The organism is Streptomyces sp. NPDC127114, from assembly GCF_042677525.1.
Lineage (GTDB): Bacteria > Actinomycetota > Actinomycetes > Streptomycetales > Streptomycetaceae > Streptomyces.
This window is the reverse complement of sequence record NZ_JBHXTJ010000023.1, coordinates 103,690-126,688: the sequence shown is the minus strand read 5'-3', so window position 1 is coordinate 126,688 and position 22,999 is coordinate 103,690. Positions and strand designations below refer to the sequence as shown.

At 74.1% G+C, this 22,999-nt stretch carries 19 protein-coding genes; 6 read left to right on the top strand and 13 right to left on the bottom strand.

Annotated elements, in window-relative coordinates:
* Positions 1-153: 153 nt before the first annotated feature.
* Both ACFVGS_RS23275 and ACFVGS_RS23270 read left to right on the top strand, forming a co-directional pair.
* Positions 154-792, top strand: coding sequence for a class F sortase (locus ACFVGS_RS23275; protein ID WP_385693543.1), 639 nt, complete (start codon positions 154-156; stop codon positions 790-792).
* A gap of 21 nt (positions 793-813) precedes the next feature.
* Positions 814-1,458 (top strand): PH domain-containing protein, encoded by a 645-nt coding sequence (locus ACFVGS_RS23270; protein WP_384411909.1) that lies wholly within the window; start codon positions 814-816, stop codon positions 1,456-1,458.
* Positions 1,459-1,535: 77 nt separating this feature from the next.
* Here the strand turns inward: ACFVGS_RS23270 and ACFVGS_RS23265 are convergent, their stop codons facing one another.
* The 4 genes from ACFVGS_RS23265 to ACFVGS_RS23250 all read right to left on the bottom strand — a co-directional run bounded on the left by ACFVGS_RS23265 (position 1,536) and on the right by ACFVGS_RS23250 (position 6,354).
* A complete protein-coding gene (locus ACFVGS_RS23265; protein ID WP_385693542.1) occupies positions 1,536-2,669 on the bottom strand; it encodes a hypothetical protein in 1,134 nt (377 codons plus the stop codon).
* A gap of 376 nt (positions 2,670-3,045) precedes the next feature.
* Positions 3,046-4,707, bottom strand: a complete 1,662-nt coding sequence (locus ACFVGS_RS23260) for a phospho-sugar mutase (RefSeq protein WP_385693541.1) — start codon at positions 4,705-4,707, stop codon at positions 3,046-3,048.
* Positions 4,708-4,943: 236 nt separating this feature from the next.
* Positions 4,944-5,747, bottom strand: a complete 804-nt coding sequence (locus tag ACFVGS_RS23255) for a purine-nucleoside phosphorylase (protein WP_384411903.1) — start codon at positions 5,745-5,747, stop codon at positions 4,944-4,946.
* Between the two features lie 169 nt (positions 5,748-5,916).
* Positions 5,917-6,354 carry a gamma-glutamylcyclotransferase gene (locus ACFVGS_RS23250; protein ID WP_352190175.1) on the bottom strand — a complete coding sequence of 146 codons (438 nt, stop codon included), beginning with the start codon at positions 6,352-6,354 and terminating at the stop codon, positions 5,917-5,919.
* Between the two features lie 231 nt (positions 6,355-6,585).
* Here ACFVGS_RS23250 and ACFVGS_RS23245 point away from each other — a divergent pair, with 231 nt between their 5' ends.
* Positions 6,586-8,025 carry an NAD(P)H-quinone dehydrogenase gene (locus ACFVGS_RS23245; protein WP_385693540.1) on the top strand — a complete coding sequence of 480 codons (1,440 nt, stop codon included), beginning with the start codon at positions 6,586-6,588 and terminating at the stop codon, positions 8,023-8,025.
* A gap of 248 nt (positions 8,026-8,273) precedes the next feature.
* Positions 8,274-9,215: a DeoR/GlpR family DNA-binding transcription regulator gene (locus tag ACFVGS_RS23240; RefSeq protein WP_384411943.1), complete on the top strand. Its 942-nt coding sequence runs from the start codon at positions 8,274-8,276 to the stop codon at positions 9,213-9,215.
* A gap of 88 nt (positions 9,216-9,303) precedes the next feature.
* Here ACFVGS_RS23240 and ACFVGS_RS23235 read toward each other — a convergent pair whose 3' ends face one another.
* Together ACFVGS_RS23235 and ACFVGS_RS23230 are read right to left on the bottom strand one after the other, a co-directional pair.
* A complete protein-coding gene (locus ACFVGS_RS23235) occupies positions 9,304-9,849 on the bottom strand; it encodes a TetR/AcrR family transcriptional regulator (RefSeq protein WP_384411899.1) in 546 nt (181 codons plus the stop codon).
* Positions 9,850-9,964: 115 nt separating this feature from the next.
* Positions 9,965-11,719: an acetyl/propionyl/methylcrotonyl-CoA carboxylase subunit alpha gene (locus ACFVGS_RS23230; RefSeq protein WP_384411897.1), complete on the bottom strand. Its 1,755-nt coding sequence runs from the start codon at positions 11,717-11,719 to the stop codon at positions 9,965-9,967.
* Between the two features lie 395 nt (positions 11,720-12,114).
* Here ACFVGS_RS23230 and ACFVGS_RS23225 point away from each other — a divergent pair, with 395 nt between their 5' ends.
* Complete coding sequence (locus ACFVGS_RS23225; protein WP_385693539.1) at positions 12,115-12,588, top strand: hypothetical protein; 474 nt, start codon at positions 12,115-12,117, stop codon at positions 12,586-12,588.
* A gap of 24 nt (positions 12,589-12,612) precedes the next feature.
* On the opposite strand, the gene ACFVGS_RS23220 is transcribed toward ACFVGS_RS23225, so the two are convergent.
* The 3 genes from ACFVGS_RS23220 to ACFVGS_RS23210 form a co-directional block, all read right to left on the bottom strand.
* Positions 12,613-13,218: a nucleoside triphosphate pyrophosphatase gene (locus ACFVGS_RS23220; protein WP_384411893.1), complete on the bottom strand. Its 606-nt coding sequence runs from the start codon at positions 13,216-13,218 to the stop codon at positions 12,613-12,615.
* Positions 13,219-13,257: 39 nt separating this feature from the next.
* Positions 13,258-13,386, bottom strand: coding sequence for a morphogenic membrane protein MmpB (gene mmpB, locus ACFVGS_RS23215; RefSeq protein ID WP_384411891.1), 129 nt, complete (start codon positions 13,384-13,386; stop codon positions 13,258-13,260).
* 71 nt (positions 13,387-13,457) lie between these two features.
* Positions 13,458-14,189, bottom strand: a complete 732-nt coding sequence (locus ACFVGS_RS23210; RefSeq protein WP_385693538.1) for a TetR/AcrR family transcriptional regulator — start codon at positions 14,187-14,189, stop codon at positions 13,458-13,460.
* Positions 14,190-14,225: 36 nt separating this feature from the next.
* Here ACFVGS_RS23210 and ACFVGS_RS23205 point away from each other — a divergent pair, with 36 nt between their 5' ends.
* A complete protein-coding gene (locus ACFVGS_RS23205; RefSeq protein WP_384411887.1) occupies positions 14,226-15,635 on the top strand; it encodes an MFS transporter in 1,410 nt (469 codons plus the stop codon).
* Here the strand turns inward: ACFVGS_RS23205 and ACFVGS_RS23200 are convergent.
* From ACFVGS_RS23200 to ACFVGS_RS23185, 4 genes are all read right to left on the bottom strand, one after another.
* Positions 15,617-20,452 carry a caspase family protein gene (locus tag ACFVGS_RS23200; protein WP_385693537.1) on the bottom strand — a complete coding sequence of 1,612 codons (4,836 nt, stop codon included), beginning with the start codon at positions 20,450-20,452 and terminating at the stop codon, positions 15,617-15,619. The genes ACFVGS_RS23205 and ACFVGS_RS23200 overlap by 19 nt on opposite strands.
* A gap of 3 nt (positions 20,453-20,455) precedes the next feature.
* Positions 20,456-20,917, bottom strand: coding sequence for a hypothetical protein (locus ACFVGS_RS23195; RefSeq protein WP_385693536.1), 462 nt, complete (start codon positions 20,915-20,917; stop codon positions 20,456-20,458).
* 184 nt (positions 20,918-21,101) lie between these two features.
* Positions 21,102-21,314, bottom strand: a complete 213-nt coding sequence (locus ACFVGS_RS23190) for an acyl-CoA carboxylase subunit epsilon (protein WP_384411881.1) — start codon at positions 21,312-21,314, stop codon at positions 21,102-21,104.
* Positions 21,315-21,331: 17 nt separating this feature from the next.
* Positions 21,332-22,936 carry an acyl-CoA carboxylase subunit beta gene (locus ACFVGS_RS23185; protein WP_385693535.1) on the bottom strand — a complete coding sequence of 535 codons (1,605 nt, stop codon included), beginning with the start codon at positions 22,934-22,936 and terminating at the stop codon, positions 21,332-21,334.
* Between the last annotated feature and the right edge of the window lie 63 nt (positions 22,937-22,999).

Here is a 22,999-nt window from a genome sequence, read left to right as displayed (position 1 = left end):
TTGTGTTTCCATACTCCGGGGGGGGGCGGCCCCCGCCGGGTTGGTTCTTTTTGTTCTATCTTTGTTGTGTGGTTTTGCCTGGATGGGGGGGGGCGCCGGGGGCCCCCCCCCCCCCGGGGGCGCCCCGCCACACCCCTTTCCCGGAGCCAGCCCATGACCCGCCGCCCCTTCGCCCTCGCCCTGGCCGCCGCCACGGCCGTCGTCGCGCTCACGGGCTGCGGCGGGGCCGGGCCCGCACCGGCCACCGCGCCCCGCGCGTCCGCCGTGCCCGCCCCGCGCGTCACGGCGACCGCCGCGCCCGCGCCGGCCGGGCGGCTCGCGACCGCCCCGCTGCCGCGCTCCCTGCCCGTACGCGTGAAGGTGCCCTCCGCCGGCGTCGACACCGGCCCCGTCCTGAAGCTCGGCCTCAACCAGGACGGCACCGTCGAGGTGCCGTCGGTCGCGCAGGCCGACCGGATCGGCTGGTACGACAAGGGCGTCACGCCCGGCGAGACCGGACCCGCGATCCTCATCGGGCACTACGACACCGCCGACGGCCCCGCCGTCCTGCGGAACGTCGGCCGCATCCGGGTCGGCGACCGCGTCACGGTGACGCGCGCCGACGGCACCGACGCCGTGTTCCGCGTACGGGAGCTCGAACAGGTCGGCAAGAAGGCCTTCCCGACGGAGAAGGTGTACGGCGACACCGCCCGGCCCGAACTCCGGCTGATCACCTGCGGCGGCGAGCTCGTCGACGGACACCGGCCCGACAACATCGTCGTCTACGCGGACCTCGTCACCGCGGGTGCGTGAGGGCTGAGGCAGAATCGGGCCATGACGACCCCCGAGCCGCCCGCCCCGCAGCCCTCCGAGCCCGTCCGGGACCGCGTCTTCCGCTCGCCCATGGGCATCGCGGCCGGCGTCTTCCTGCTCGCCCTCGCCGTGGTCCTCGGCGGCGACTCGATCCTGCGCGGCCACGGCCGTACGCCCTGGCTGGCACTCGCCGCGCTGATCATGGTGATCCCGCTCATCGTCGCGTTCACCATCCGGCCCGCCGTCTTCGCGGGCGTGGAGCGGCTGCGCATCCGCAATCCGTTCCGCACCATCACGCTGCCGTGGGGCGCCATCGCCGACGTCCGGGCCGGGTACTCCAGCGAGGCCCTCACGAAGGAGGGCCGCACCTACCAGCTGTGGGCCATCCCGGTCTCGCTGCGCCAGCGCAAGCGCGCCGCCCGGCAGGCCGCCCGCGCCTCCCAGGACGACCCGCACGGCCGTACGTCGGTGAGCGCCGACGTCCGCGACTCCAAGGCCCGCGTCGCGCCCGCCGACCAGTCGGTGGCCGATCTGCGCGAGCTCGCCGAGCGCCGCGGCGGCCTGCCGGAGACCCAGGGCGAGCCGCAGATCCGCTGGGCCTACGAGGTCATCGCACCGGCGGTCGCGGGCCTGGTGCTCCTGGTGATCCTCGCGGCGACGGGCTGACAGGCGGTCCCGGCCCCGCCGGGACCGGGGTCAGGGCTGCGGCTCGCGCCGCGGACCGGGCCGGCGCCCGGGACACGTCACGGCGGCCCCTGCCACACCAGCATCATGTACGCGCCCAGCCACGCGGAGGACAGCGCCGCGCCGCCCGTCACCAGGACCGCCGCGGGGAAGCGGGCCCGGGCGAGCGCCGTCGCCACCGGCAGCAGCAGCGGGAACCCGGGGACCAGGAAGCGGGCCCGCGGGAAGTAGACCCCGCCGCTGCCGAGCACCACCAGGAGCAGCACCCCGCCGAAGACCAGCAGCGGCAGCGGCTGGCGGTCCGTCAGGCACAGCAGGTACAGGCCCGCGGAGACCACCAGGACCACCGAGACCACGGCCAGGAACAGCTGCGGGTCGTCGTCGTACACCAGGTGGGCGCGCAGCCGGGCGCGGGTCACCGCACCGCCGTCCCAGGTGTTGCCCCACACACGCTGCACGGCGAAGTAGCCGTCCCAGCGGCCCAGCCGCACGCCCACCCAGCCCACGTACGCCAGCCAGCCCAGCGGCGCGGCGAGCGCGGCGACCAGCGGCGCCCGGCCCTGCCGGCGGGCGGCGAGCAGACCAGCCGCGCAGACGGCGGCGGCCACCGCGACTCCCGTCGGCCGGGCCAGCCCGGCGGCCGCCGCGAGCCCCGCCGCCCAGGCCCAGCGCCCGGTCAGGACCGCGTACAGGGCCCAGGCGGCGAGCGCCGTGAACAGCGACTCGGTGTACCCCATCCACTGCACGAGGGCGACCGGGGTCGCGCCCCAGAGCACGGCGAGCAGCGTTCCGGTGCGGCGCCCGCGCAGCCGGTCGCCGACCGCGAAGACGCCCCAGGCGGCGGCGAACGAGCACAGCACGGCGAGCACCAGGCCCACGGAGGCCCGCGAGCCGGGCGTGACGGCCGCGAGCACCTTCACGAGCGCCGGGTACAGCGGGAAGAAGGCCAGGCTGCGCGGCGGGTCGGTGAGCCGGTCGCGGTGCTCGTGGGTGTAGCCGTGGTCGGCGATGCCCAGGTACCAGTTGGAGTCCCAGGACCGGGCGAGCACCGGCCACACGCCGTGCTCCTGGAGGTGCGTCCAGTGGGCCAGGACGGCGAGGCCGAGGAGCCGCACGGCCAGATAGCCGAGCAGGGCGGGGGCGGCGTGCCGGAGGGCACGCGCGGCCGCATGGCGGAGGGCCCGTTCCGTCACCGCCCGCCACGGGGCGGCGGCGCGGCTTCGGGCGAGTGCTGCGGCACGGCCTGCGGCGCCTCCGGAGGCTCCTGCGGGGGCCTCGGAAGCCCCAGAGGTCCCAGAGGCCCCAGAAGCCTCGGAGGCCTCAGAGGGACCCGGAGCGCCGGGGTCGGCCTGTGAGGTTCCGGGGGCGGGGCGGCGGGTCAGCTGCGGTGGCACGGGAGACACCGGGCCACCCTGCCCCGGCCGCCGGAACGCGGGCAGCGCGTCGCGTCCCCTGTCGTACCTGATTCACCCGAAAGGGCGAGGGCGCCTACGGAAACGATTCCGTACGGGCCCTCGCCCACTCACGACGCCGCCGGTGGTCCCGGCGGTGCCGTCGGCGCCGGGGCGCTCAGAGCCCGGCGGCCTCCGCCAGGTCCTTCTTGATCGCGTTCAGCACCTCGCCGGCCTTCGCACGGGCCGTCGCCAGCTCGCTCGCGTCGGCGACCGGGACCACGACCTCCAGGTAGCACTTGAGCTTGGGCTCGGTGCCGCTCGGACGGACGATCACCCGGGCCTTGTAGTCGCCCTCCAGGTGGTAGCGCAGGCCGTCGGTCGGCGGCAGCGACTCCGTGCCCTTGGTCAGGTCCTCGGCCGAGACGACCGTGAGGCCCGCGAGGTGCACCGGCGGCTTCTCGCGCAGCGCCGCCATCGCGTTCGCGATGATGCCCAGGTCCTCCACGCGCACCGACAGCTGGTCCGTGGCGTGCAGGCCGTGCGCCACCGCCAGGTCGTCCAGCAGGTCCGTCAGGGTGCGGTCCTGCTCCTTGAGCTCCGAGGCCAGCTCGGCGACGGCCAGCGCCGCCGTGATGCCGTCCTTGTCGCGGACGCCCTCCGGGTCGACGCAGTAGCCGAGCGCCTCCTCGTAGCCGTAGCGCAGTCCCTCGACGCGGGCGATCCACTTGAAGCCCGTCAGCGTCTCCTCGTGGCCGACGCCCGCCGCCTCGGCGATCCGGCCGAGGAGGGACGACGACACGATCGACTCCGCGAACACGCCCTGCGCGCCCTTGTGCACCAGGTGCGCGGCCAGCAGCGCGCCCACCTCGTCGCCGCGCAGCATCCGCCAGCCGCCGTCGACGGAGGCGTCCGGCACGGCCACCGCGCAGCGGTCGGCGTCCGGGTCGTTGGCGATCACGATGTCGGGGTCCACGGCGCGGGCCGCCTCGAAGGCGAGGTCCATGGCGCCGGGCTCCTCCGGGTTGGGGAACGCGACGGTCGGGAACGCCGGGTCCGGGTCCGCCTGCTCGGCGACGAGCGCCGGCGCCGGGAAGCCGTGCCGGGCGAAGGCGGCCGTCAGGACCTCCTTGCCGACGCCGTGCATGGCCGTGTAGACGGTCCGCACGGTGCGCGGGGACCCCGCGGTCAGGACGGCGTCCGTACGGGCCAGGTAGGCCTCCAGGACCTCGTCGCCGAGGGTCTCCCAGCCCGAGTCCGGGCGCGGCACGTCCGCGAGGGCGGAGACGGCGTCGATCTCGGTGGCGATCTCCGCGTCGGCCGGCGGCACGATCTGCGAGCCGTCGCCCAGGTAGACCTTGTAGCCGTTGTCGCGCGGCGGGTTGTGGCTCGCGGTCACCTCGACGCCGGCGACGGCGCCCAGGTGCCTTATGGCGTACGCGAGGACGGGCGTCGGCAGCGGGCGCGGCAGCAGCGCCGCGCGCAGCCCCGCGCCGGTCATCACGGCGGCGGTGTCACGGGCGAAGTCGGCGGACTTGTAGCGGGCGTCGTAGCCGATGACGACGAGCCCACCGGCCTGGCCCTTCGCCTTGAGATAAGCGGCAAGGCCGGCGGCGGCGCGGATGACCACGGCGCGGTTCATCCGCATCGGGCCGGCGCCCAGCTCGCCCCGGAGTCCGGCGGTGCCGAACTGCAGCGTGCCGGCGAAGCGGGCGGCGAGCTCGTCACGCGCGGCCTCGCCGCGGTCGAGGAGCGCGCCGAGCTCCTCACGGGTCTCCGGATCGGGGTCCTCGGCGAGCCACGCCTGGGCCCGGGCGAGGAGGTCGTCCTGCGTCGTCACGGTGGTGTGCCTTTCGGAGGGTGCGGCGGGAGGGGGCGGGCGGTTCTTCTTCCCCACCCCGCCCCTTCCCGAACGGGGGACGGGCTCCCAGGCCCCCATACGGCCTGCGGCCGTGCCCTCGGACGCCGGGCGGGCCGGAATCCCGCCCGGGGGCGGCATTCCGGCCTGGCCGGCGATCGAGGCGCGATCCGGGGGCGCGGCCCCCGGTCACGGGAAGGGGAGGGTGCGGGAAGGAATCAGATCCGGTCCAGGACCCGCGTCAGCAGCTCGCCCATCCGGGCGGCGGAGTCGCGGCCCGCCTGGAGGACCTCCTCGTGGTTCAGCGGCTCGCCCGAGAGTCCGGCGGCGAGGTTGGTGACCAGCGAGATGCCCAGGACCTCGGCGCCGGCCTCGCGGGCCGCGATGGCCTCCAGGACCGTGGACATGCCGACCAGGTCGCCGCCCATGACGCGGACCATGTTGATCTCGGCCGGGGTCTCGTAGTGCGGGCCGGGGAACTGGACGTACACGCCCTCTTCCAGGGTCTCGTCGACCTCCTTGCACAGCGCGCGCAGCCGCGGCGAGTACAGGTCGGTGAGGTCCACGAAGTTGGCGCCGACGATCGGGGAGGCGCCCGTCAGGTTGAGGTGGTCGCTGATCAGGACCGGCTGGCCGGGGCGCATGCCCTCGCGCAGACCGCCGCAGCCGTTGGTCAGGACGATCGTCTTGCAGCCTGCGGCGACGGCGGTGCGCACGCCGTGGGCGACGGCGGCGACGCCACGGCCCTCGTAGTAGTGGGTGCGGCCGAGGAAGACCAGGGCGCGCTTCTCGCCGATCTTGTACGAGCGGATCTTGCCGCCGTGGCCCTCCACGGCCGGCGGCGGGAAGCCGGGCAGCTCGGTGACCGGGAACTCGGCCTCGGGAGCGCCCAGGGCGTCGACGGCAGGGGCCCAGCCGGAGCCCATGACCAGGGCGACGTCGTGGTTCTCGACGCCGGTCAGCTCGCGAAGACGCGCGGCGGCGGCCTCGGCGGCCTCGTACGGGGTGGCAGTAGCGTTCACTGACTCTCTCGCCTCGGGGAGGGGGGTCCGAGGGAAGCCCCGGACGGATTTGATACGTCCAGCAGCCTAGCCCGAGAATCCCTACGCGCGTAGATGACGTCGCGCACGGACCTGCGATCGTTGTCTTGTCGTTTCCGACGAAAGCGGTGGTTCCGCCTCCGGACCGGTGTCAGCAGGGGCGCTTGCGGAGCTCCATCACGTAGTCGTGCGGCGCTCCCGCCGACTCCGCCGCGTCCGCGACCTCGCCCAGGTAGCGGGCGGAGGGCAGCCCGCCCTCGTACGCGTTGAGCACGTACACCCACGCGGACTCGTCGCCGTCCAGGGTGTGCACGCGGACCCGCATCCGCCGGTAGATGTCGAGGCCGACACCCTCCCAGCGGTCCATGGACTCCTCGTCCATCGGCGCGATGTCGTACAGGGCGACGAACACCTGGGACCGCGGGGCCTCCACGATCGTGGCCAGCGCCCCTTCCCAGCCCATCTGCTCCCCGCCGAAGGTCAGCCGCCAGCCGTTGAGCCAGCCGGTGCCGCGCAGCGGCGAGTGCGGTGCGCGGCGGGTCATGAGCCGCGCGTCGAGGTTGCCGGCGTACGCGGCGTAGAGCGACATGGGGTCGAGGGTACGGGAGGGCACGGGGTGGATGAGGAAGACCAGGGTGACCTGCCCCTACGCGCCCCCTCCCGCCCTCCGCGACCCGCCGGGCGGCCCCGGCGCGTGGGTCGTTCGTCCGTGCGGGACAATGGGGTACGCACTTTGAAGCGTGCGGGACAATGGCGTACGCACTGCAGCCCAGCGGGGGCCGCACCCCCGGCAGAACGAGAGCGCGAGGCGTAGATCCCAGTGACCCGGATCGTGATCATCGGCGGCGGACCCGGCGGATACGAGGCGGCCCTGGTGGGCGCCCAACTCGGCGCGGAGGTGACCGTCGTCGACTGCGACGGTCTCGGCGGCGCGTCGGTCCTGACCGACTGTGTTCCCTCCAAGACCCTCATCGCCACCGCAGAGGTGATGACCACTTTCGACTCCTCCTACGAGGAGCTGGGCATCATCGTCGCGGACGACACCCCGCACATCGAGCAGGCCGCCCGCGTCGTCGGCGTCGACCTCGGCAAGGTCAACCGCCGTGTGAAGCGGCTCGCGCTCGCCCAGTCGCACGACATCACCGCCTCCGTCACCCGGGCCGGCGCCCGCGTGCTGCGCGGCCGCGGCCGGCTCTCCGGGCGGCAGGCCCTCGACGGCTCCCGCCAGGTGGTCGTGACCGCCGCCGACGGCACCGAGGAGACGCTCACCGCCGACGCCGTCCTGATCGCCACCGGCGGTCACCCGCGCGAGCTGCCGGACGCCAAGCCGGACGGCGAGCGCATCCTCAACTGGACCCAGGTCTACGACCTCAAGGAGCTCCCCGAGGAGCTCATCGTGGTCGGTTCCGGTGTCACCGGTGCCGAGTTCGCCGGCGCCTACCAGGCGCTCGGCTCCCGGGTCACCCTCGTCTCCTCCCGCGACCGCGTGCTGCCCGGCGAGGACCCCGACGCCGCCGCCGTCCTCGAGGACGTCTTCCGGCGCCGCGGCATGAACGTCATGGCCCGCTCCCGCGCCGAGTCCGCCAAGCGGGTCGGCGACCGGGTCGAGGTCACCCTCTCCGACGGCCGGGTCATCTCCGGCACCCACTGCCTGATGGCCGTCGGCGCCATCCCGAACACCGCGGGCATGGGCCTGGAGGAGGCCGGCGTCCGGCTCAGGGACTCCGGGCACATCTGGACCGACAAGGTCTCCCGCACCTCCGCCCCCGGCGTCTACGCGGCCGGCGACGTCACCGGCGTCTTCGCACTCGCCTCGGTGGCGGCCATGCAGGGCCGCATCGCCATGTACCACTTCCTCGGCGACGCGGTGACCCCGCTCAACCTGAAGACCGTCTCCTCCAACGTCTTCACCGACCCGGAGATCGCCACCGTCGGCTACACCCAGGCCGACGTGGACGCCGGCAAGATCGAGGCCCGGGTCGTCAAGCTGCCGCTGCTGCGCAACCCCCGGGCGAAGATGCAGGGCATCCGCGACGGCTTCGTCAAGATCTTCTGCCGCCCCGGCACCGGCATCGTCGTCGGCGGCGTGGTCGTCGCGCCCCGCGCGAGCGAGCTGATCCACCCCATCTCGATCGCGGTCGACAACAATCTGACGGTCGAACAGATCGCAAATGCTTTCACCGTGTACCCCTCCCTGTCGGGCTCGATCGCGGAAGTGGCACGGCAGTTGCACACCCGAAAGACCGCGGGCGAGGCGTAGTCGCCCGGCCGGCCACCGGTCGACGGCCTTCCCGGCCTGCGGGAACGGTTCGCCGACTCGGACAACCCCCGGCAAGGCGGGGCATAGCCCTGGCAGCGAGCGGATCAACGGCGGGGCCTCCCATACCACTTGGGGGCCCCGCCTGTGTGCATCTTCTGCAATTCGGCCCATAGTGCTGAAAAGCATCGTCCGGTCACGTTACTGTCAGTTTCGTGTTCGCTGCAGAACGTCGCCAGTTGATCCTCGAAATGGTGCGCGCCAATGGAGCCGTGTCGCTCCGCGAGCTCGCCCGCGTCGTCCAGACCTCAGAAGTGACCGTACGGCGAGACGTGCGGGCGCTGGAGGCAGAAGGACTCCTCGACCGCCGGCACGGCGGTGCGGTACTGCCGGGCGGGTTCACGAGAGAGTCCGGCTTCCCGCAGAAATCCCATCTCGCGACCGCCGAGAAGACGGCCATCGCCGACGTCGCCGCGGGCCTCGTCGAAGAGGGCGAGGCCATCGTCGTCGGCGCGGGGACCACCACGCAGGAGCTGGCCCGCCGGCTCGCCCGGGTGCCCGGGCTCACCGTCGTCACCAACTCGCTGCTCGTCGCCCAGGCCCTCGCCCACGCCAACCGGGTCGAGGTCGTCATGACCGGCGGCACCCTGCGCGGCTCCAACTACGCGCTGGTGGGCAGCGGGGCCGAGCAGTCGCTCCAGGGCCTGCGGGTCTCCCGGGCCTTCCTCTCCGGCAGCGGACTGACCGCCGAGCGCGGCCTCTCCACCTCCAACATGCTCTCCGCGAGCGTGGACCGGGCCCTCGTGCAGGCGGCGGCGGAGGTCGTGGTCCTCGCCGACCACACCAAGCTCGGCACCGACACCATGTTCCAGACGGTGCCGACCGACGTCATCACCCGCCTGGTCACGGACGAGCCGCCGGTCCACGACGAGCGGGCCGCCACCGAGCTGCAGGCCCTGGCCGACCAGGGCGTGCAGATCGCGGTGGCCGGCACCGGGGCCCCCACCCACGGGGGAGAGCAGCACCCTCCGGGCGGCCGCCCGCGCCGTGACCTGCCGCTGCCGGGTCAGCGCGGCCGGCTCCCGGGCGGGCAGTTCCGCGGCGGCCCCGGCGGTCCGGGCGGCCCGCTCGCGAGCGACGTGCTGGCGCCCGACCGCCAGGCCGTACGGGTCGCGGACATGCGCCGCCGCTGAACCGGCCGGTCCTCGGTCCGATTCCGCAGGCCTGTAGGCCCGCGGGCCGTCAGGCCCTGAGGCCGGCAGGCTCTCAGGCCCCAAGTCCTCACGCCCGCAGGCCCCGTACCGTCACGTCGAGCAGTCGGTCCGCCAACTCCGGGTCGTCGGGCGAGCGTTCGGCGGCGAGGGCGATGGCGTTGGTCAGCTTCATCAGGTCGCCGATCGACACGTCGGCCCGCACCGTGCCCGCCTCACGGGCGCGGGCGAGCAGGCGCCCGCCGGCCGCCCGCAGCGGCTCGCTGCACTCGGCGAGTGCCGAACTCCGGCCGTACGACGCGGACATGAGCGCCACCGAGAGCCCGCGGTACTCTCCCGCGTGGGCGATCAGGGTGCGCAGCCAGGCGACCAGCGCGGCGCACGGGTCGCTCGCCCCGGCGAGTTCCGCCGAGCGGTCGAGCAGTTCCGCGAGTCCGTCCCGGAAGACGGCGCCGAGCAGTTCCTCCCGGGTCGGGAAGTGGCGGTAGAGCGTGCCGATGCCGACGCCGGCGCGCCGGGCGATGTCCTCCAGGGACGCGTCGGTGCCCTGCGCGGCGAACGCGGCGCGGGCCTCGGAGAGCAGCCGCTCGCGGTTGCGGCGCGCGTCGGCACGCATGGCGGTCCCTCCTGGACGGGATGTCGGCCTGATCCGCCCACGGCCCCCAGGCGAAGGGCCCGCGGCGGATGCCTGCGGGCCCTTCGTACCGTACCCCGGGCGGCCGGGGGCCGGTTCAGTCCTTGATCTCGCAGATCGCCGCGCCGGAGGTGACGGAGGCGCCGACCTCGGCGGACAGGCCCTTGATGGTGCCGGCCTTGTGCGCGTTGAGCGGCTGCTCCATCTTCATGGCCTCCAGGACGACGATCAGGTCGCCCTCCTTGACCTCCGCGCCCTCCTCGACGGCCACCTTGACGATGGTGCCCTGCATCGGGGACGCGAGGGTGTCGCCGGAGGCGGTCGGGCCGGACTTCTTCGCGGCGCGGCGCTTCGGCTTGGCGCCGGCGGCCAGGCCCGTACGGGCGAGGGTCATGCCCAGCGAGGACGGGAGCGAGACCTCCAGGCGCTTGCCGCCGACCTCGACGACGATGGTCTCGCGACCGGCCTCGTCCTCCTCGGCCTCGGCGCCCGCCGGGGCGAACGGCTTGATCTCGTTGACGAACTCGGTCTCGATCCACCGGGTGTGGACGCGGAACGGGTCCGCGGTGAACGCCGGGTCGACCACGACGGCCTGGTGGAACGGGATGGCGGTGGCCATGCCCTCGACCTTGAACTCCGCCAGCGCGCGGGCGGCGCGCTGCAGCGCCTGCTCACGGGTGGCGCCGGTGACGATCAGCTTCGCGAGCAGCGAGTCCCAGGCCGGGCCGATGACCGAGCCGGACTCGACGCCCGCGTCCAGGCGGACGCCCGGGCCGGTCGGCGGGGCGAAGGTGGTGACGGTGCCGGGCGCCGGGAGGAAGTTGCGGCCCGGGTCCTCGCCGTTGATGCGGAACTCGAAGGAGTGGCCGCGGATCTCCGGGTCGCCGTAGCCGAGCTCCTCGCCGTCGGCGATGCGGAACATCTCGCGGACCAGGTCGATGCCGGTGACCTCTTCGGTGACCGGGTGCTCGACCTGGAGGCGGGTGTTGACCTCCAGGAACGAGATCGTTCCGTCGAGGCCGACGAGGAACTCGACGGTGCCGGCGCCGACGTAGCCGGCCTCCTTGAGGATGGCCTTCGACGCGGCGTACAGCTGGGCGTTCTGCTCGGGCGTCAGGAACGGGGCCGGGGCCTCCTCGACCAGCTTCTGGTGGCGGCGCTGGAGCGAGCAGTCACGGGTGGAGACGACGACCACGTTGCCGTGCTTGTCGGCGAGGCACTGGGTCTCGACGTGGCGCGGCTTGTCGAGGTAGCGCTCGACGAAGCACTCGCCGCGGCCGAAGGCGGCGACGGCCTCGCGGACGGCGGAGTCGTAGAGCTCCGGCACCTCCTCGAGGGTGCGGGCGACCTTCAGACCGCGGCCACCGCCGCCGAAGGCGGCCTTGATGGCGATCGGCAGACCGTGCTCCTGGGCGAACGCGACGACCTCGTCGGCGCCGGAGACCGGGTCCGGGGTGCCGGCGACCAGCGGGGCACCGGCGCGCTGCGCGATGTGCCGGGCGGCGACCTTGTCACCGAGGTCGCGGATGGCCTGCGGCGGCGGGCCGATCCAGATGAGACCGGCGTCGAGCACGGCCTGGGCGAACTCGGCGTTCTCGGAGAGGAAGCCGTAGCCCGGGTGGACCGCGTCCGCGCCGGAGTCGGCGGCGGCCTGGAGCACCTTGGCGATGTCCAGGTAACTGGTGGCCGGGGTGTCACCGCCCAGGGCGAACGCCTCGTCGGCCGCGCGGACGTGCAGAGCGTCCCGGTCCGGATCGGCGTAGACGGCTACGCTGGCGATCCCGGCGTCCCGGCAGGCCCGGGCGACGCGGACAGCGATTTCGCCACGGTTGGCGATGAGCACCTTGCGCACGATGGCTCCCTCCTTGAAACAAGCTGAGTTTAGGGACTGCCGACACGGCACTTCGACCCGTCCCCAATGGTGAGCTTGCCCACACGGAGCGTGAATCGAGGCTCGCTCGGGTCGTGAAATCCCTTGTCGCACCACGGTACGCAGGGATTCTTTACGGCACAGTAGCTCCGAGGTGTGGCGCAGGTCTCTGTTCCGTGAGCCAGTCGCCAAATGGGTTTCTTTGTGGAGTCCCTACGAATGGCTCAACGATTCTTTGCCTCTACGCCGTCCGGACGTCGCCCACCTGCGCTCGTTTCCCTTCCCGGTGCGAACCCTTGTCCGAGGTTTTACCGGCCAGTAGCCTTCGCCGTGTCGTAGGTACCGGAGGTAACAGCCGTTTCCAGGGGGTGGCCGAGGTGGCCCGCAGACCGATAGCACTCGTGACGGCGGCGGTGCTCCTGCTCGAAGCACCCGGCATCGTGGCGATCAACGCCGTCATGGCCCGGTTCGTGAAGGCCCAGTCGATGTCCCTCGACGGACTCGACCCCGACGCCATGTACACCGGCACCTGGGCGCTCGGCATCGGCTCCGGCGCGCTGCTCGTGCTGTGCGCGCTCGTCCCGCTGGTCGCCGCGATACGCGACCGCCGCCCCGGCCGCCCGGGCCGCGCCCTGCTCATCGGCTGCGCGGTCGTCCACGGCGTCCTCGGCGCGGTCGCGGTCGGGCTGCTCGGCTGGGCGGCGTTCGTGTTCCTGATGGTGGTGGTGGGGCTGATCGTGCTCACGCTCGTGGCGTACGGGGAGACCCGCGGCGAGCCCGTGGCCGAGGCCCGGGGTGACGGCCCGTCCGGCGGCCCGAACGGCGGCCAGGAGGCACCGGCCGCCGCGTGAGGCCCTGCGTCGGGGGCCGGCCCGTCAGACCCAGAGGTCGGTGATCGAGACGCCCAGCTTGCCGAGCAGCTTGCGCAGCAGCGGCAGGGACAGGCCGATCACGTTGCCGTGGTCGCCCTCGATGCCCTCGATGAAGGGGGCCGAGCGGCCGTCGAGGGTGAACGCGCCCGCCACGTGGAGGGGTTCGCCGCTGGCGACGTAGGCGGCGATCTCGGCGTCCGTGGGCTCGCCGAAGCGGACGACGGTCGAGGCGGTGGCCGACTCGTACCGCTTGGCGGTCGTGTCGTACACGCAGTGGCCCGTCTGGAGGATGCCGACCCGCCCGCGCATCGACTTCCAGCGGGCGGTGGCCTCCTCGGGGTCGGCGGGCTTGCCGAGGGCCTGCTTGTCCAGCTCCAGCACCGAGTCGCAGCCGATGACCAGCGCGCCCGACACCTCCGGACGGGCGGCGACGTGCGCGGCCTTGGCCTCGGCGAGGGCGAGCGCCAGCTCGGCCGGCGTCGGGGCGTGCACCTTGTCCTCGTCGACACCGCTCACGATGACCTCCGGCGCGAGCCCGGCCTGCCGGAGCAGTCCGAGCCGGGCGGGAGAGGCGGAGGCGAGCACGAGGCGGCGGCGATCAGCAGTCATGGGGGCAGCGTAGCGAGCCCGGGCCGGGTCCTCAGCCCGTCAGCGCGCGCCGACCGCGAACATCGCCACCACCATCGCCAGGGCGAGCAGGATGCCCGCTCGGCGCAGCATCGCCTGCATGTCGCGCAGTTCCTTCGGCGGCTCGTTCTCGGGGTCGGACCACAGCATGCTCCCGATCGTGCGGGGCGTGCCGCCGGGGCGCCTGAGTACGGGTACTCAACCGCGCCGGTGACAAAGGACTAGTCGGCGGCGGAGGCCCGGTCCGTGGTGTCGTCCGTGGCGTCGCCCTTCGCGCCGTCCGTCGTACTCGTGTGGAACGCACCGGCCGCCGCCGCGGCGAGGGCCGCCGTGACGGCGCGTTCGGCGTCGGCGGAGGTCAGCTCCTCGCGGGTGACCGCGAAGCGGTAGTAGAGCGGTGCCGAGACGGCTCGCAGCAGTTCGAGGGCGTCGGTGCCGGCGGGAAGCTCGCCGCGTTCCTCCGCCCGGGCCGCGACCGGGGCCCATTCCGCCAGGCGGGTGCGGTAGAAGCCGTTGAGGGCCCGCGCGCATTCCTCGTCGCAGGCCGCCGCCGCGATCACGGCGCGGAAGACGGCGCCCATGCGGGGGTCGCTGAGGGTGCGGTGCACGAGCTCGGCGTTGGCGCGCAGGTCGCCCGCGAGACTCCCGGTGTCGGCGGCCGGGAGGGACTGTTCGGCCATGTCGTGCAGGAGGTCGGCGACCAGACCGACGGGGGAGCCCCAGCGGCGGTAGACGGTCGTCTTGCCGACTCCGGCGGCCGCGGCGATCTGGTCCATGTTCAGGGTGTGGAAGGCGGAGGCCGCGAGGGCGTCCTCGGTGGCGTCGAGGACCGCCCGGCGCACCTTCGCGGTGCGGCCTCCGGGGCGCTGGGTGCCGGGCACGGCCGACGGGCTCTCGCTCAAATGGGACTCCTGTTCCGTTAAGCCGGTTCGCTCTGCTACCGTCTCGCTCATCTTAACGGAACCGTTCTCCCATTAAGGGGTCCCGTCATGGTTGCTCTCGATGCCCCCGCCGTCCCCGCGCCGGGCGTGCGCATGGACGGACGGATGCGGCTCGTCCTCGTCGTCCTCCTCGTCGCCCAGTTCATGCTGGCCGTCGACTTCTCGATCCTGAACGTCGCCCTGCCCGTCATCGGCCGCGGACTCGGCTTCAGCATCGGCGGCCTCCAGTGGATCGCCACCGCCTTCGCCCTCGCCGCCGCCGGCTTCACGCTGCTCTTCGGGCGGATCGCGGACCTCGTCGGCCGCCGCCGGATCTTCCTCGGCGGCATGGCCGTACTCGGCGCGGCCTCCCTGGCCGGCGGGCTCGCGACCGGTCCGGAGGTCCTCATGGCGGCGCGCGTCGCCCAGGGCCTCGCCACCGCCGCCGTCACACCCGCCGGGCTGTCGCTGCTGACCTCCGCCTTCCCCGAGGGCCCGCTGCGCGACCGGGCGCTCGGCCTCAACGGCGCCCTCATGTCGGCCGGCTTCACCACCGGGGCCGTACTCGGCGGCGTGCTCACCGATCTGCTCTCCTGGCGCTGGGCCTTCTTCGTCAACGTGCCCGTCGCGCTCGCCGTCCTCCTCGTCGCCCCCACCGTCATCAAGGAGAGCCGGCCCACCGAGCGGCCCCGCCTCGACGTGCCCGGCGCCGTCACCGTCACCGGCGGCCTCCTCGCCCTCGTCCACGGCCTCACCGCCGCGGGCGAGCACGGCTGGAGCGACCCCGCCGTCCTCGCCTCCCTCACCGCGGCCGTCGTCCTGCTGACCGCGTTCCCGCTGGTCGAACGGCGCTCCGCCGCGCCGCTCGTCCCCGTCCGGGTCCTCGGGCGCCGCACCGTCGTCTGGGGCAACCTCGCCGGGCTCGTCGCCTTCGCCACCGAGACCTCGCTGGTCTTCCTGATGACCCTGCACCTCCAGGACGTGCTCGGCTTCTCCCCGCTCGCCGCCGGACTCTCCTTCGGCGTCCTCGGCGCCGGCACCGTCCTCGGCGGCCTGCTCGCACCCCGCTTCATCGGCCGCTTCTCCGCCCGCACCGCGCTCGTCGCCGGCGGACTGCTCCAGGCCGCGGCCACGCTCCCGCTTATCGCGCTCGGCGACGAGCGGAGCATGTACGGGCTGCTGCTCGCCGCCACGTTCGCGGGCGGCGTCGGCAACATGCTCGCCATCGTCGGCTTCATGGTCACCGCGACCTCCGGGCTGCCCGACGCCGAGCAGGGCATGGCCACCGGCATCGCCACCATGACGCAGCAGATCGGCATCACGCTCGGCACCCCGGTGATGAGCGCCGTCGTCGTCACCGGCACCACCCTCCCCGACGGCATCGCCCGCGCGGTCGTCGTCAACGCGGCGGTGGTCGGCGCGGGCGCCGTGGCCTCGGCGCTGTTCCTGCGCCGGCCGCGTCAGCAGGAGGCGCGGTAGGCGAGGTCGGGGAAGAGCGCCTTCCACTGCTCCCGTCCGACGTCCAGCGGGTTGGTCGTGCACAGCCGGTCGTAGACGGCGTCGCTGTCCCGGTCGAGGAGGAAGGTGTACTCGGTGCCCCGGAGGTTGCTCCGGTCGGGCCGTACCAGCAGGAAGGGGCTCTTCCCCGGAGGCAGGGTCACCCCGTCGGCACCCTCCAGGGTGGCGAACGCCGGGGTGACCCAGCGGCCGTCCGGGGCGATGTCCCAGACGCGGTACGGAGCGCCCGTGAGCACCCGGCCGCCGTCCCCGGAGGCCACGACGTCGGTGATCTCGCGGTCGAACCGCATGGTGTGCACCACGGCCCCGTTCCGTACGTCCAGGAGCCGTACGGTCCCGTCGGCGAGCGTGGTCGCGAGCAGCGTGCCGTGGCGTCCGCCGCCGACCGGCGTGTAGCCGCCGGAGGCGGCGGCGAGCGTGGTCACGAGCCTCGGGTGCCGGACGTCCGTCAGGTCCCACAGCTTCGCCCGCTGACCGATGTGGTCGGTGATCAGCGTCCTGGTGCGGGGCAGGTAGGCCGCCCGCCCTCCGGCCACGCCCTCGAGCGGCGCGCCGGCCCGGACCGGGCGGGCGGGATCGGTGAGGTCCCACAGGCGCAGGTCGTCGGCCACGCCGTCGCCGGAGGCGTCCTCCACGGTCGCGAGCGTGCGGGGGCCGAAGAAGCTCATGGTGTCGGTCAGGCCGGCGGGGGCCACCGTGACCGTGCCGCGCTTCACCGGCCGGCGCGGGTCGCCGATGTCCCAGACCTCGCCCCGCGGCGCCGGGGAGCCGGCGACCACCAGGAGCCTGCCGTCCGACGACACCGCGGTGCTCACGTCGGGGGCCCGCACCGCGATCTCGGGGCCCGCGACCGGCGGCCCGTCGCCGCCCAGGTCCCAGATCCGGAAGGCGTGGTCCCGGGAGCCCACGCCGCCCCACCGGTGGGCCAGCACCAGCGGCCGGTCCCGGCCGGGCAGGAAGTCGTTCGCCTCCCACTCCGGCGGCAGGGTAAACACCAGCCGGGGCGCCGTGCCCTTCCGGGTGTCGGCCGCACGGAGGTCCCACACCCGGGTCAGCCGGCCCATGGCGCCGTCGCCGACCCGGGCCTCGCTGGTCAGGGCGAGCCGGCCGTCCCCGCTCACCGCCGTCGCACCCGGCGCCGCGTACTCCAGGGTCCCGCGCAGCGCGAGCGCGGCCGTCCGCTCCGGCCACAGCCGTACGTTCCCGCCCACGTCTCCCACGGCGAGATGGGCACCGTCCGGGCTGTACGCCACGGACTGGACGGGCTCGCCGCCGGGCAGGATCTCGCGATCGGCGGTGGTCTCCAGGAGTTCCGGGCCGTCGCCGTCGTCCACCGCCCGGGTCCGCCCGCCGCCCGCCCCGCCCGTGTCCGCCGCGGCGAGCATCTCGCCGTCCCGGCGGAAGCTGAGCGACGGCATGGCGTCGCCGGCCCCCCACGTGTTCTCGTACGGTTCCTTCGCGACGATCCGGACGAGCCGCCCGCCCTCGTGCCCCGGCCCGCCCGTGTCCACCCGCCACCAGGCCATCGCGTTCTTCCCGCCGGTCGCCACCAGCAGGTCCCGCTTCGGATGGAAGGCCACGGCCATCACCGACGCGGCGGTGACCGTGCCGTGCAGGGCGGGCGCCGCCGGCGTGCGGACGTCCCAGAGCCGCACCTGCGCGGGCGTCTCGCGTCCCTTGCCGTCCTTGCCGATGCCGTTGCCCGTGGCCAGGAAACGGCCGTCGCGGTGGAAGGCGACCGCCATGAGGTGGGCCGTGGCGACGGTCCGCCCGAAGACCTGGCGGGGGCTCGCCGGGTCGGACACGTCCCAGAGCCGCAGCAGGCCCTTCGCGCCGCCTCCGGCGAGGGTGCGGCCGTCGGGACTGAAGGCGAGGCTGAAGGCGCTCGTACGAGGAAGGGTCAGCCGGCCGACCGGCCGCGGGTCCGCGGGGTCGGCGGTGTCCCACAGGGTCAGCGCGTCCGGGCCCAGCACGGCGAGCAGCCGGGACCGCGGATGGAAGGCGATCGCCGCGGCCCCCCGCTGCTTCGGCAGCGTCTTGCCCGGCACCGGTACGGTCGGCCGGGTGACGTCCCAGGGCCGGACGACGCCATTGCTCTGGGCGACGGCCAGCACCTTGCCGTCCGCGCTGTACGCGAGGTTGACGACCGGGTCGTGCCCGCCGCCGGCCGGCAGGTCCACCTGCGGCCGGGACGTGTAGGCCGCGTACAGACTGGAGCGCGTCTCGCTCGTCTCCGCCGTGCGGTACGCCGCGAGGCTCAGCCGCAGTGCCGTCTGCGGGTCGCGCTCGCGCATCGCGTCCGCCTGGGCGGCCAGACGCCTGGCGATGAGGAGGGTCTCGCGGCTCTCGGCCTCCCGCAGCGCGTCCCTGGCCACGAAGGCGAGCAGACCGGCCAGCACCGCGAGGACCGACACGACGGCGACGACCGCCCGGCGCACCCGCCGGGCCCGGTGCTCGGCACGCTCGCTCGCCCGCAGGAAGTCCCGCTCCACCGGGCGGAGCGGCCCGGCCGCCGCTCCCGCGGCACGGGCCTCCGCCCGCGGACGGGCCGAAGGGGCGTGATCGCCCGGCTCCCTCAGCAGCGAGCGCGCCGAGGCGAGCTGGTCGCCCCGGTACAGGGCGCTGTCCGGGCGGCCCGCCTCCTCCCAGGTGTCGGCCGCGTCACCGAACCGGCGCCGGACCAGCAGGCCGACCCGGTCGTCCCGGATCCAGTCGCGCAGCCGGGGCCACCCGTGCAGCAGCGAGTCGTGACACAACTGCGCCACACCACGGTCGAGCACCACCAGCCGGGCGTCGGCGAGCAGCCCGAGCAGCTCCCGGTCCGCGTCGCCGTCCGCGCCGCCGCCGGGCTCGGGGACCGGGAGCCGGCGGCGCACCGCCCGCCCGTCCGCGTCGACCAGGGTCACCATGCGCAGCAGCAGTGCCCGCAGCCGCGCGCGGCCCTCGGCGTCGAGGGAGTCGTGGACCTCGTCGGCGACCCGGGCCACCGAGCGCCGGATGCCGCCGGAGGCCTCGTAACCGGCGAAGGTCAGCAGGGTGCCGCGGCGCCGGGCCCAGGTCTGCTGGAGGGCGTGGGCGAGGAACGGCAGCGCGACCGCCTCGCCCGCGCCGGCCGACTCCCGGCGCAGCTCGTGCAGCAGGTGCTCGGCGAGTCCGTCCTCCAGGCGCAGGCCGGCGTGCTCGGCCGGCCGCTCGATCGCCGCCCGCAGCTCGTCGTCGGACATCGCGCCGAGGGTGAACTGGCCCGCCTGCGCGACCCGCGCGAGCCGTGCGTCGCGCAGACAGGCCCCGTAGAAGTCCGCCCGCAGCCCGAGCACGATGCGGGGACGGGCGGCCGATGCGGCGCCCGAGTGCCCGGGGCGGCCGGAAGGCCTGGAGCCGTCGGAGGGGCCTGAGCCGTGGGAGTGCCCGGAGCCTTCGGAGTGCCCGGTGTTGTCGTCGGGGCCGTCGGGGCCGTCGGAGTCTCCGGCGTCGCCGGAGTCGTCGGCGTCGCCCGTCACGGCGCGGAGGAAGAGCTCGCGCTCCTCCGGGTCCTCGCACTCGGTGAAGATCTCCTCCAGCTGGTCCACGATCAGGACGTCCGGGCAGCCCTCCGGGCCGGCGCCGCCGCCGAAGCGGCCCGAGCCCAGCTCCCGTTCGACCTCCGCGAAGGGGCGGCGCACCGCCCGCGACCAGTGCTCGACAAGGGTGCGGAAGGGATGGGCGCCCGGACCCGGGACGAGCAGGACACGGGACCCGCCCAGGTCTTCGAGGCCCGCCACCAGACCGGCGCGCAGCAGCGAGGACTTGCCCGCTCCGGACGCGCCGACGAGGACGACGGGGCCCGGGTCCGTGCCGTGCCGCACGCGGTCGAGGAGGGCGCGGGCCGACTCCTCGCGACCGAAGAACAGATGACGCTGCTCGGGCAGGAACGGGCGCATCCCGGGATACGGGCACGGGCCCGCGGAGTCCGCCCCTCGCTCCCGCTCCGCCTCGGGCGCACCACCTGCGTCCACAGCCGCCGGATAGCCGGCGTTCGGGGCGACGACCAGGTCGCCCGCCCGGCCGACGCCGTCCGCGTACGGCCGCGCCGGGCCGCCCTGGAAGCGCCGGTCGAGGATCCGGTACAGGTCGATCAGGGTGAGCCAGCGCGGCCCGCCCGGGTCGCCCGCCGTGAGCAGCCGGATCAACTCGCCGCCGAACAGAGTGTGTTCGGCGCCGACGGGCGCGAACGAGGCCGCGTAGTGCGTCGCCGAGGCGAGCAGGAAGCTGCCGTCGGGGCGGGCGGAGGCGTACGGGTCGCGGTGGGCGTCGCTCGGCGCGGCCTCGGCCCGGCCGGAGAAGCAGCAGTCCAGGACGACGACCGTGCGCGCGGACGCGTCGGCGAGCAGGTTGCGGACCTCCGCGTAGGGCACCGCGTTGACGGTGTCGTCGGCCGTGGCGGTCCGGGCGGTGGCCAGGTAGAGCTGCCGGCGCGGGCCGAGCAGGCCGTGTCCCGTGAAGCAGAAGAGGACGGTGCCGCCCTCCGCGCGGTCGACGGCGCTCCGGAGCGCGTGGAGGACGTCCGTCGGGCTCTCCGGGTCGATGACCTCGGTGACCCGGTCCGCCATGCCGCAGTGCTCGCGCAGCACGCGGGCGAGCGCGCGCGCGGTGTCCGCCGCGCTCGGCAGGTCGGTGAGCCGCGCGCTGTCGGCGGATGAGGCGGCGAAGGCGGCTGCTCCGCCGGCCGCCTGGCGGCCCGTGCCGACCACGACGGCGTGGCAGTCCGGTCCCGCCAGATCCCCCGCTCGGTCCGGCATGACTCAGACGCGCTCGCCGGCGCCGGCCCCGCCGGGAGTGTCGGCGTCACCGCTCCGGTCGCCGGTGGCGCCGTCTGTCGTGGACGGTGCCGGGGACGGGGGAGGGGTCGGCGCCCGCAGCGCCTGTGCCACCCGCTCCGCCAGCTCGCCGCTGCTCTCCGGCGTGAGCCCGCGCACGCCCTCCGAGGTGACGACGACCTGCGTGCCGTCCGGCTTGGTGAGGGTCACGGTCTGGCTGCCCCTGCGCGTCTGCAGCCAGGCCACCACCGAGGCGGCCAGGGTGACGGTGAGACCGCCCGGCTCCAGGAGCAGTGCGACGAGCTCGCCGAGCCCGCCCATCGCGCCGGGCTCCGGTGCCCGCGCCGGGGCGCGGCCGACCCGGTCGCGCAGCTCCGGATCGCCGCGCAGCCACTCCCGCAGGTCGAGGGCTTCACCGGCGCCGGTGACCTCCAGGGTGATCCTCACGTGACCTCCGTTGCCTCCGAGCCGTACGAGGGTACGACGGCAACTCCGGCGCATCCAGGCGGATTTCGGCCGCGAGCGCGGACCGGACGCGGGCACGCCGGAGGCCGGACCCCCCGCACAAGGGGCCCGGCCTCCGGCGGACGAACGTGTCCGGGCGTCGGGTTGTCCGCGGTCCGGACAGGTCCTAGGCCGGCCAGTAGGAGCGCGCCCAGGAGCGCGGGCCCGGCCGGGGCCGGACGCTGCGGGCGATGCGGGCCGGGTCCGACCAGCCCTCCGGTACCTTCGGGCCGCCGCCCTCGGCGGCTGCCGCCGCCGTCGCCGCGGCCCGGGCCTGGACCACCGCCAGTGCGGCGGCCAGCTCCTCCGGGGTCGGGTTTCCTCGTACGACCTTGATCACAACGGCTCCTTGAGGTCCTAGAGGGGGATGTTGCCGTGCTTCTTCGGAGGCAGGGATTCCCGCTTCGTCCGCAGCTGACGCAGTCCCTTCACGATCTGCGCGCGGGTGTCGGACGGCATGATCACGCCGTCGATGTAGCCGCGCTCGGCCGCGATGTACGGGTTGAGCAGGGTGTCCTCGTACTCCTGGATGAGCCGGGTGCGCACCGCCTCGACGTCCTCGCCGTTCGCCTCGGCCTCGGCGAGCGTGCGGCGGTGCAGGATGTTGACGGCGCCCTGCGCGCCCATGACCGCGATCTGCGCCGTCGGCCAGGCCAGGTTGATGTCGGCGCCCAGGTGCTTGGAGCCCATGACGTCGTACGCGCCGCCGAAGGCCTTGCGCGTGATGACGGTGATCAGCGGGACGGTCGCCTCGGCGTACGCGTAGATGAGCTTCGCGCCGCGCCGGATGATGCCGCCGTACTCCTGGTCCACGCCCGGCAGGAAGCCCGGCACGTCGACGAACGTGAGCACCGGGATGTTGAAGGCGTCGCAGGTGCGCACGAAACGCGCGGCCTTCTCGGAGGCGTTGATGTCGAGGCAACCGGCGAACTGCATGGGCTGGTTGGCCACGATGCCGACCGGGAAGCCCTCGACGCGGCCGAAGCCGGTGACGATGTTCGGCGCGAACAGGGCCTGGGTCTCCAGGAACTCGCCGTCGTCGAGGACGTGCTCGAGCACGGTGTGCATGTCGTACGGCTGGTTCGCGGAGTCCGGGATCAGCGTGTCGAGCTCGCGGTCCTCGTCCGTGGCCTCGGTGTCGGCGACCTCGGGGAAGGCCGGCGGCTCGGAGAGGTTGTTCGAAGGCAGGTAGGACAGAAGGGACTTGACGTACTCGATCGCGTCCTTCTCGTCGCCCGACATGTGGTGGGCCACACCCGAGGTGGTGTTGTGGGTGCGGGCGCCGCCCAGCTCCTCGAAGCCGACGTCCTCGCCGGTGACCGTCTTGATGACGTCGGGGCCGGTGATGAACATGTGCGAGGTCTGGTCGACCATCACCGTGAAGTCGGTGATGGCGGGCGAGTAGACCGCGCCGCCCGCGCAGGGGCCGACGACCAGGGAGATCTGCGGGATCACGCCGGAGGCGTGGGTGTTGCGGCGGAAGATCTCGCCGTACGCGCCGAGGGCCATGACGCCCTCCTGGATGCGGGCGCCGCCGGAGTCGTTGATGCCGACCACCGGGCAGCCCGTCTTCAGCGCGAAGTCCATGATCTTCACGATCTTCTGGCCGTACACCTCGCCCAGCGCGCCGCCGAAGACGGTGAAGTCCTGCGAGAAGACGGCGACCGGGCGGCCGTCGACGGTGCCGTAGCCGGTGACCACGCCGTCGCCGTACGGGCGGTTCTTCTCCAGGCCGAAGTTGGTCGAGCGGTGCCGGGCCAGCTCGTCCAGCTCCACGAACGAACCTTCGTCGAGCAGGAGTGCGATGCGTTCCCGTGCGGTCAGCTTCCCCTTCGCGTGCTGCTTCTCCACGGCCCGCTCGGAACCGGCGTGCGTGGCCTCGCCGATCCGGCGCTGCAGATCCGCGATCTTGCCCGCGGTCGTGTGAATGTCGATCTCGTTGTGCTCTGCCGGCTCGGACATCGGGATGCGGCTCCCTGCCTGGTCACGGGGGGTTCGTTGACTACGAATGGGCTACTGCCCTGC

Excerpts from the sequence above, each read along its gene's own strand:
- ACFVGS_RS23275 (WP_385693543.1), top strand. The coding sequence starts at position 154 with ATGACCCGCCGCCCCTTCGCCCTCGCCCTGGCCGCCGCCACGGCCGTC.
- ACFVGS_RS23270 (WP_384411909.1), top strand. The coding sequence starts at position 814 with ATGACGACCCCCGAGCCGCCCGCCCCGCAGCCCTCCGAGCCCGTCCGG.
- ACFVGS_RS23250 (WP_352190175.1), bottom strand. The coding sequence starts at position 6,354 with ATGTCGCTCTACGCCGCGTACGCCGGCAACCTCGACGCGCGGCTCATG.
- ACFVGS_RS23240 (WP_384411943.1), top strand. The coding sequence starts at position 8,274 with ATGGTGCGCGCCAATGGAGCCGTGTCGCTCCGCGAGCTCGCCCGCGTC.
- ACFVGS_RS23235 (WP_384411899.1), bottom strand. The coding sequence starts at position 9,849 with ATGCGTGCCGACGCGCGCCGCAACCGCGAGCGGCTGCTCTCCGAGGCC.
- ACFVGS_RS23220 (WP_384411893.1), bottom strand. The coding sequence starts at position 13,218 with ATGACTGCTGATCGCCGCCGCCTCGTGCTCGCCTCCGCCTCTCCCGCC.
- mmpB (WP_384411891.1), bottom strand. The coding sequence starts at position 13,386 with ATGCTGTGGTCCGACCCCGAGAACGAGCCGCCGAAGGAACTGCGCGAC.
- ACFVGS_RS23210 (WP_385693538.1), bottom strand. The coding sequence starts at position 14,189 with ATGAGCGAGACGGTAGCAGAGCGAACCGGCTTAACGGAACAGGAGTCC.
- ACFVGS_RS23205 (WP_384411887.1), top strand. The coding sequence starts at position 14,226 with ATGGTTGCTCTCGATGCCCCCGCCGTCCCCGCGCCGGGCGTGCGCATG.
- ACFVGS_RS23200 (WP_385693537.1), bottom strand. The coding sequence starts at position 20,452 with ATGCCGGACCGAGCGGGGGATCTGGCGGGACCGGACTGCCACGCCGTC.
- ACFVGS_RS23185 (WP_385693535.1), bottom strand. The coding sequence starts at position 22,936 with ATGTCCGAGCCGGCAGAGCACAACGAGATCGACATTCACACGACCGCG.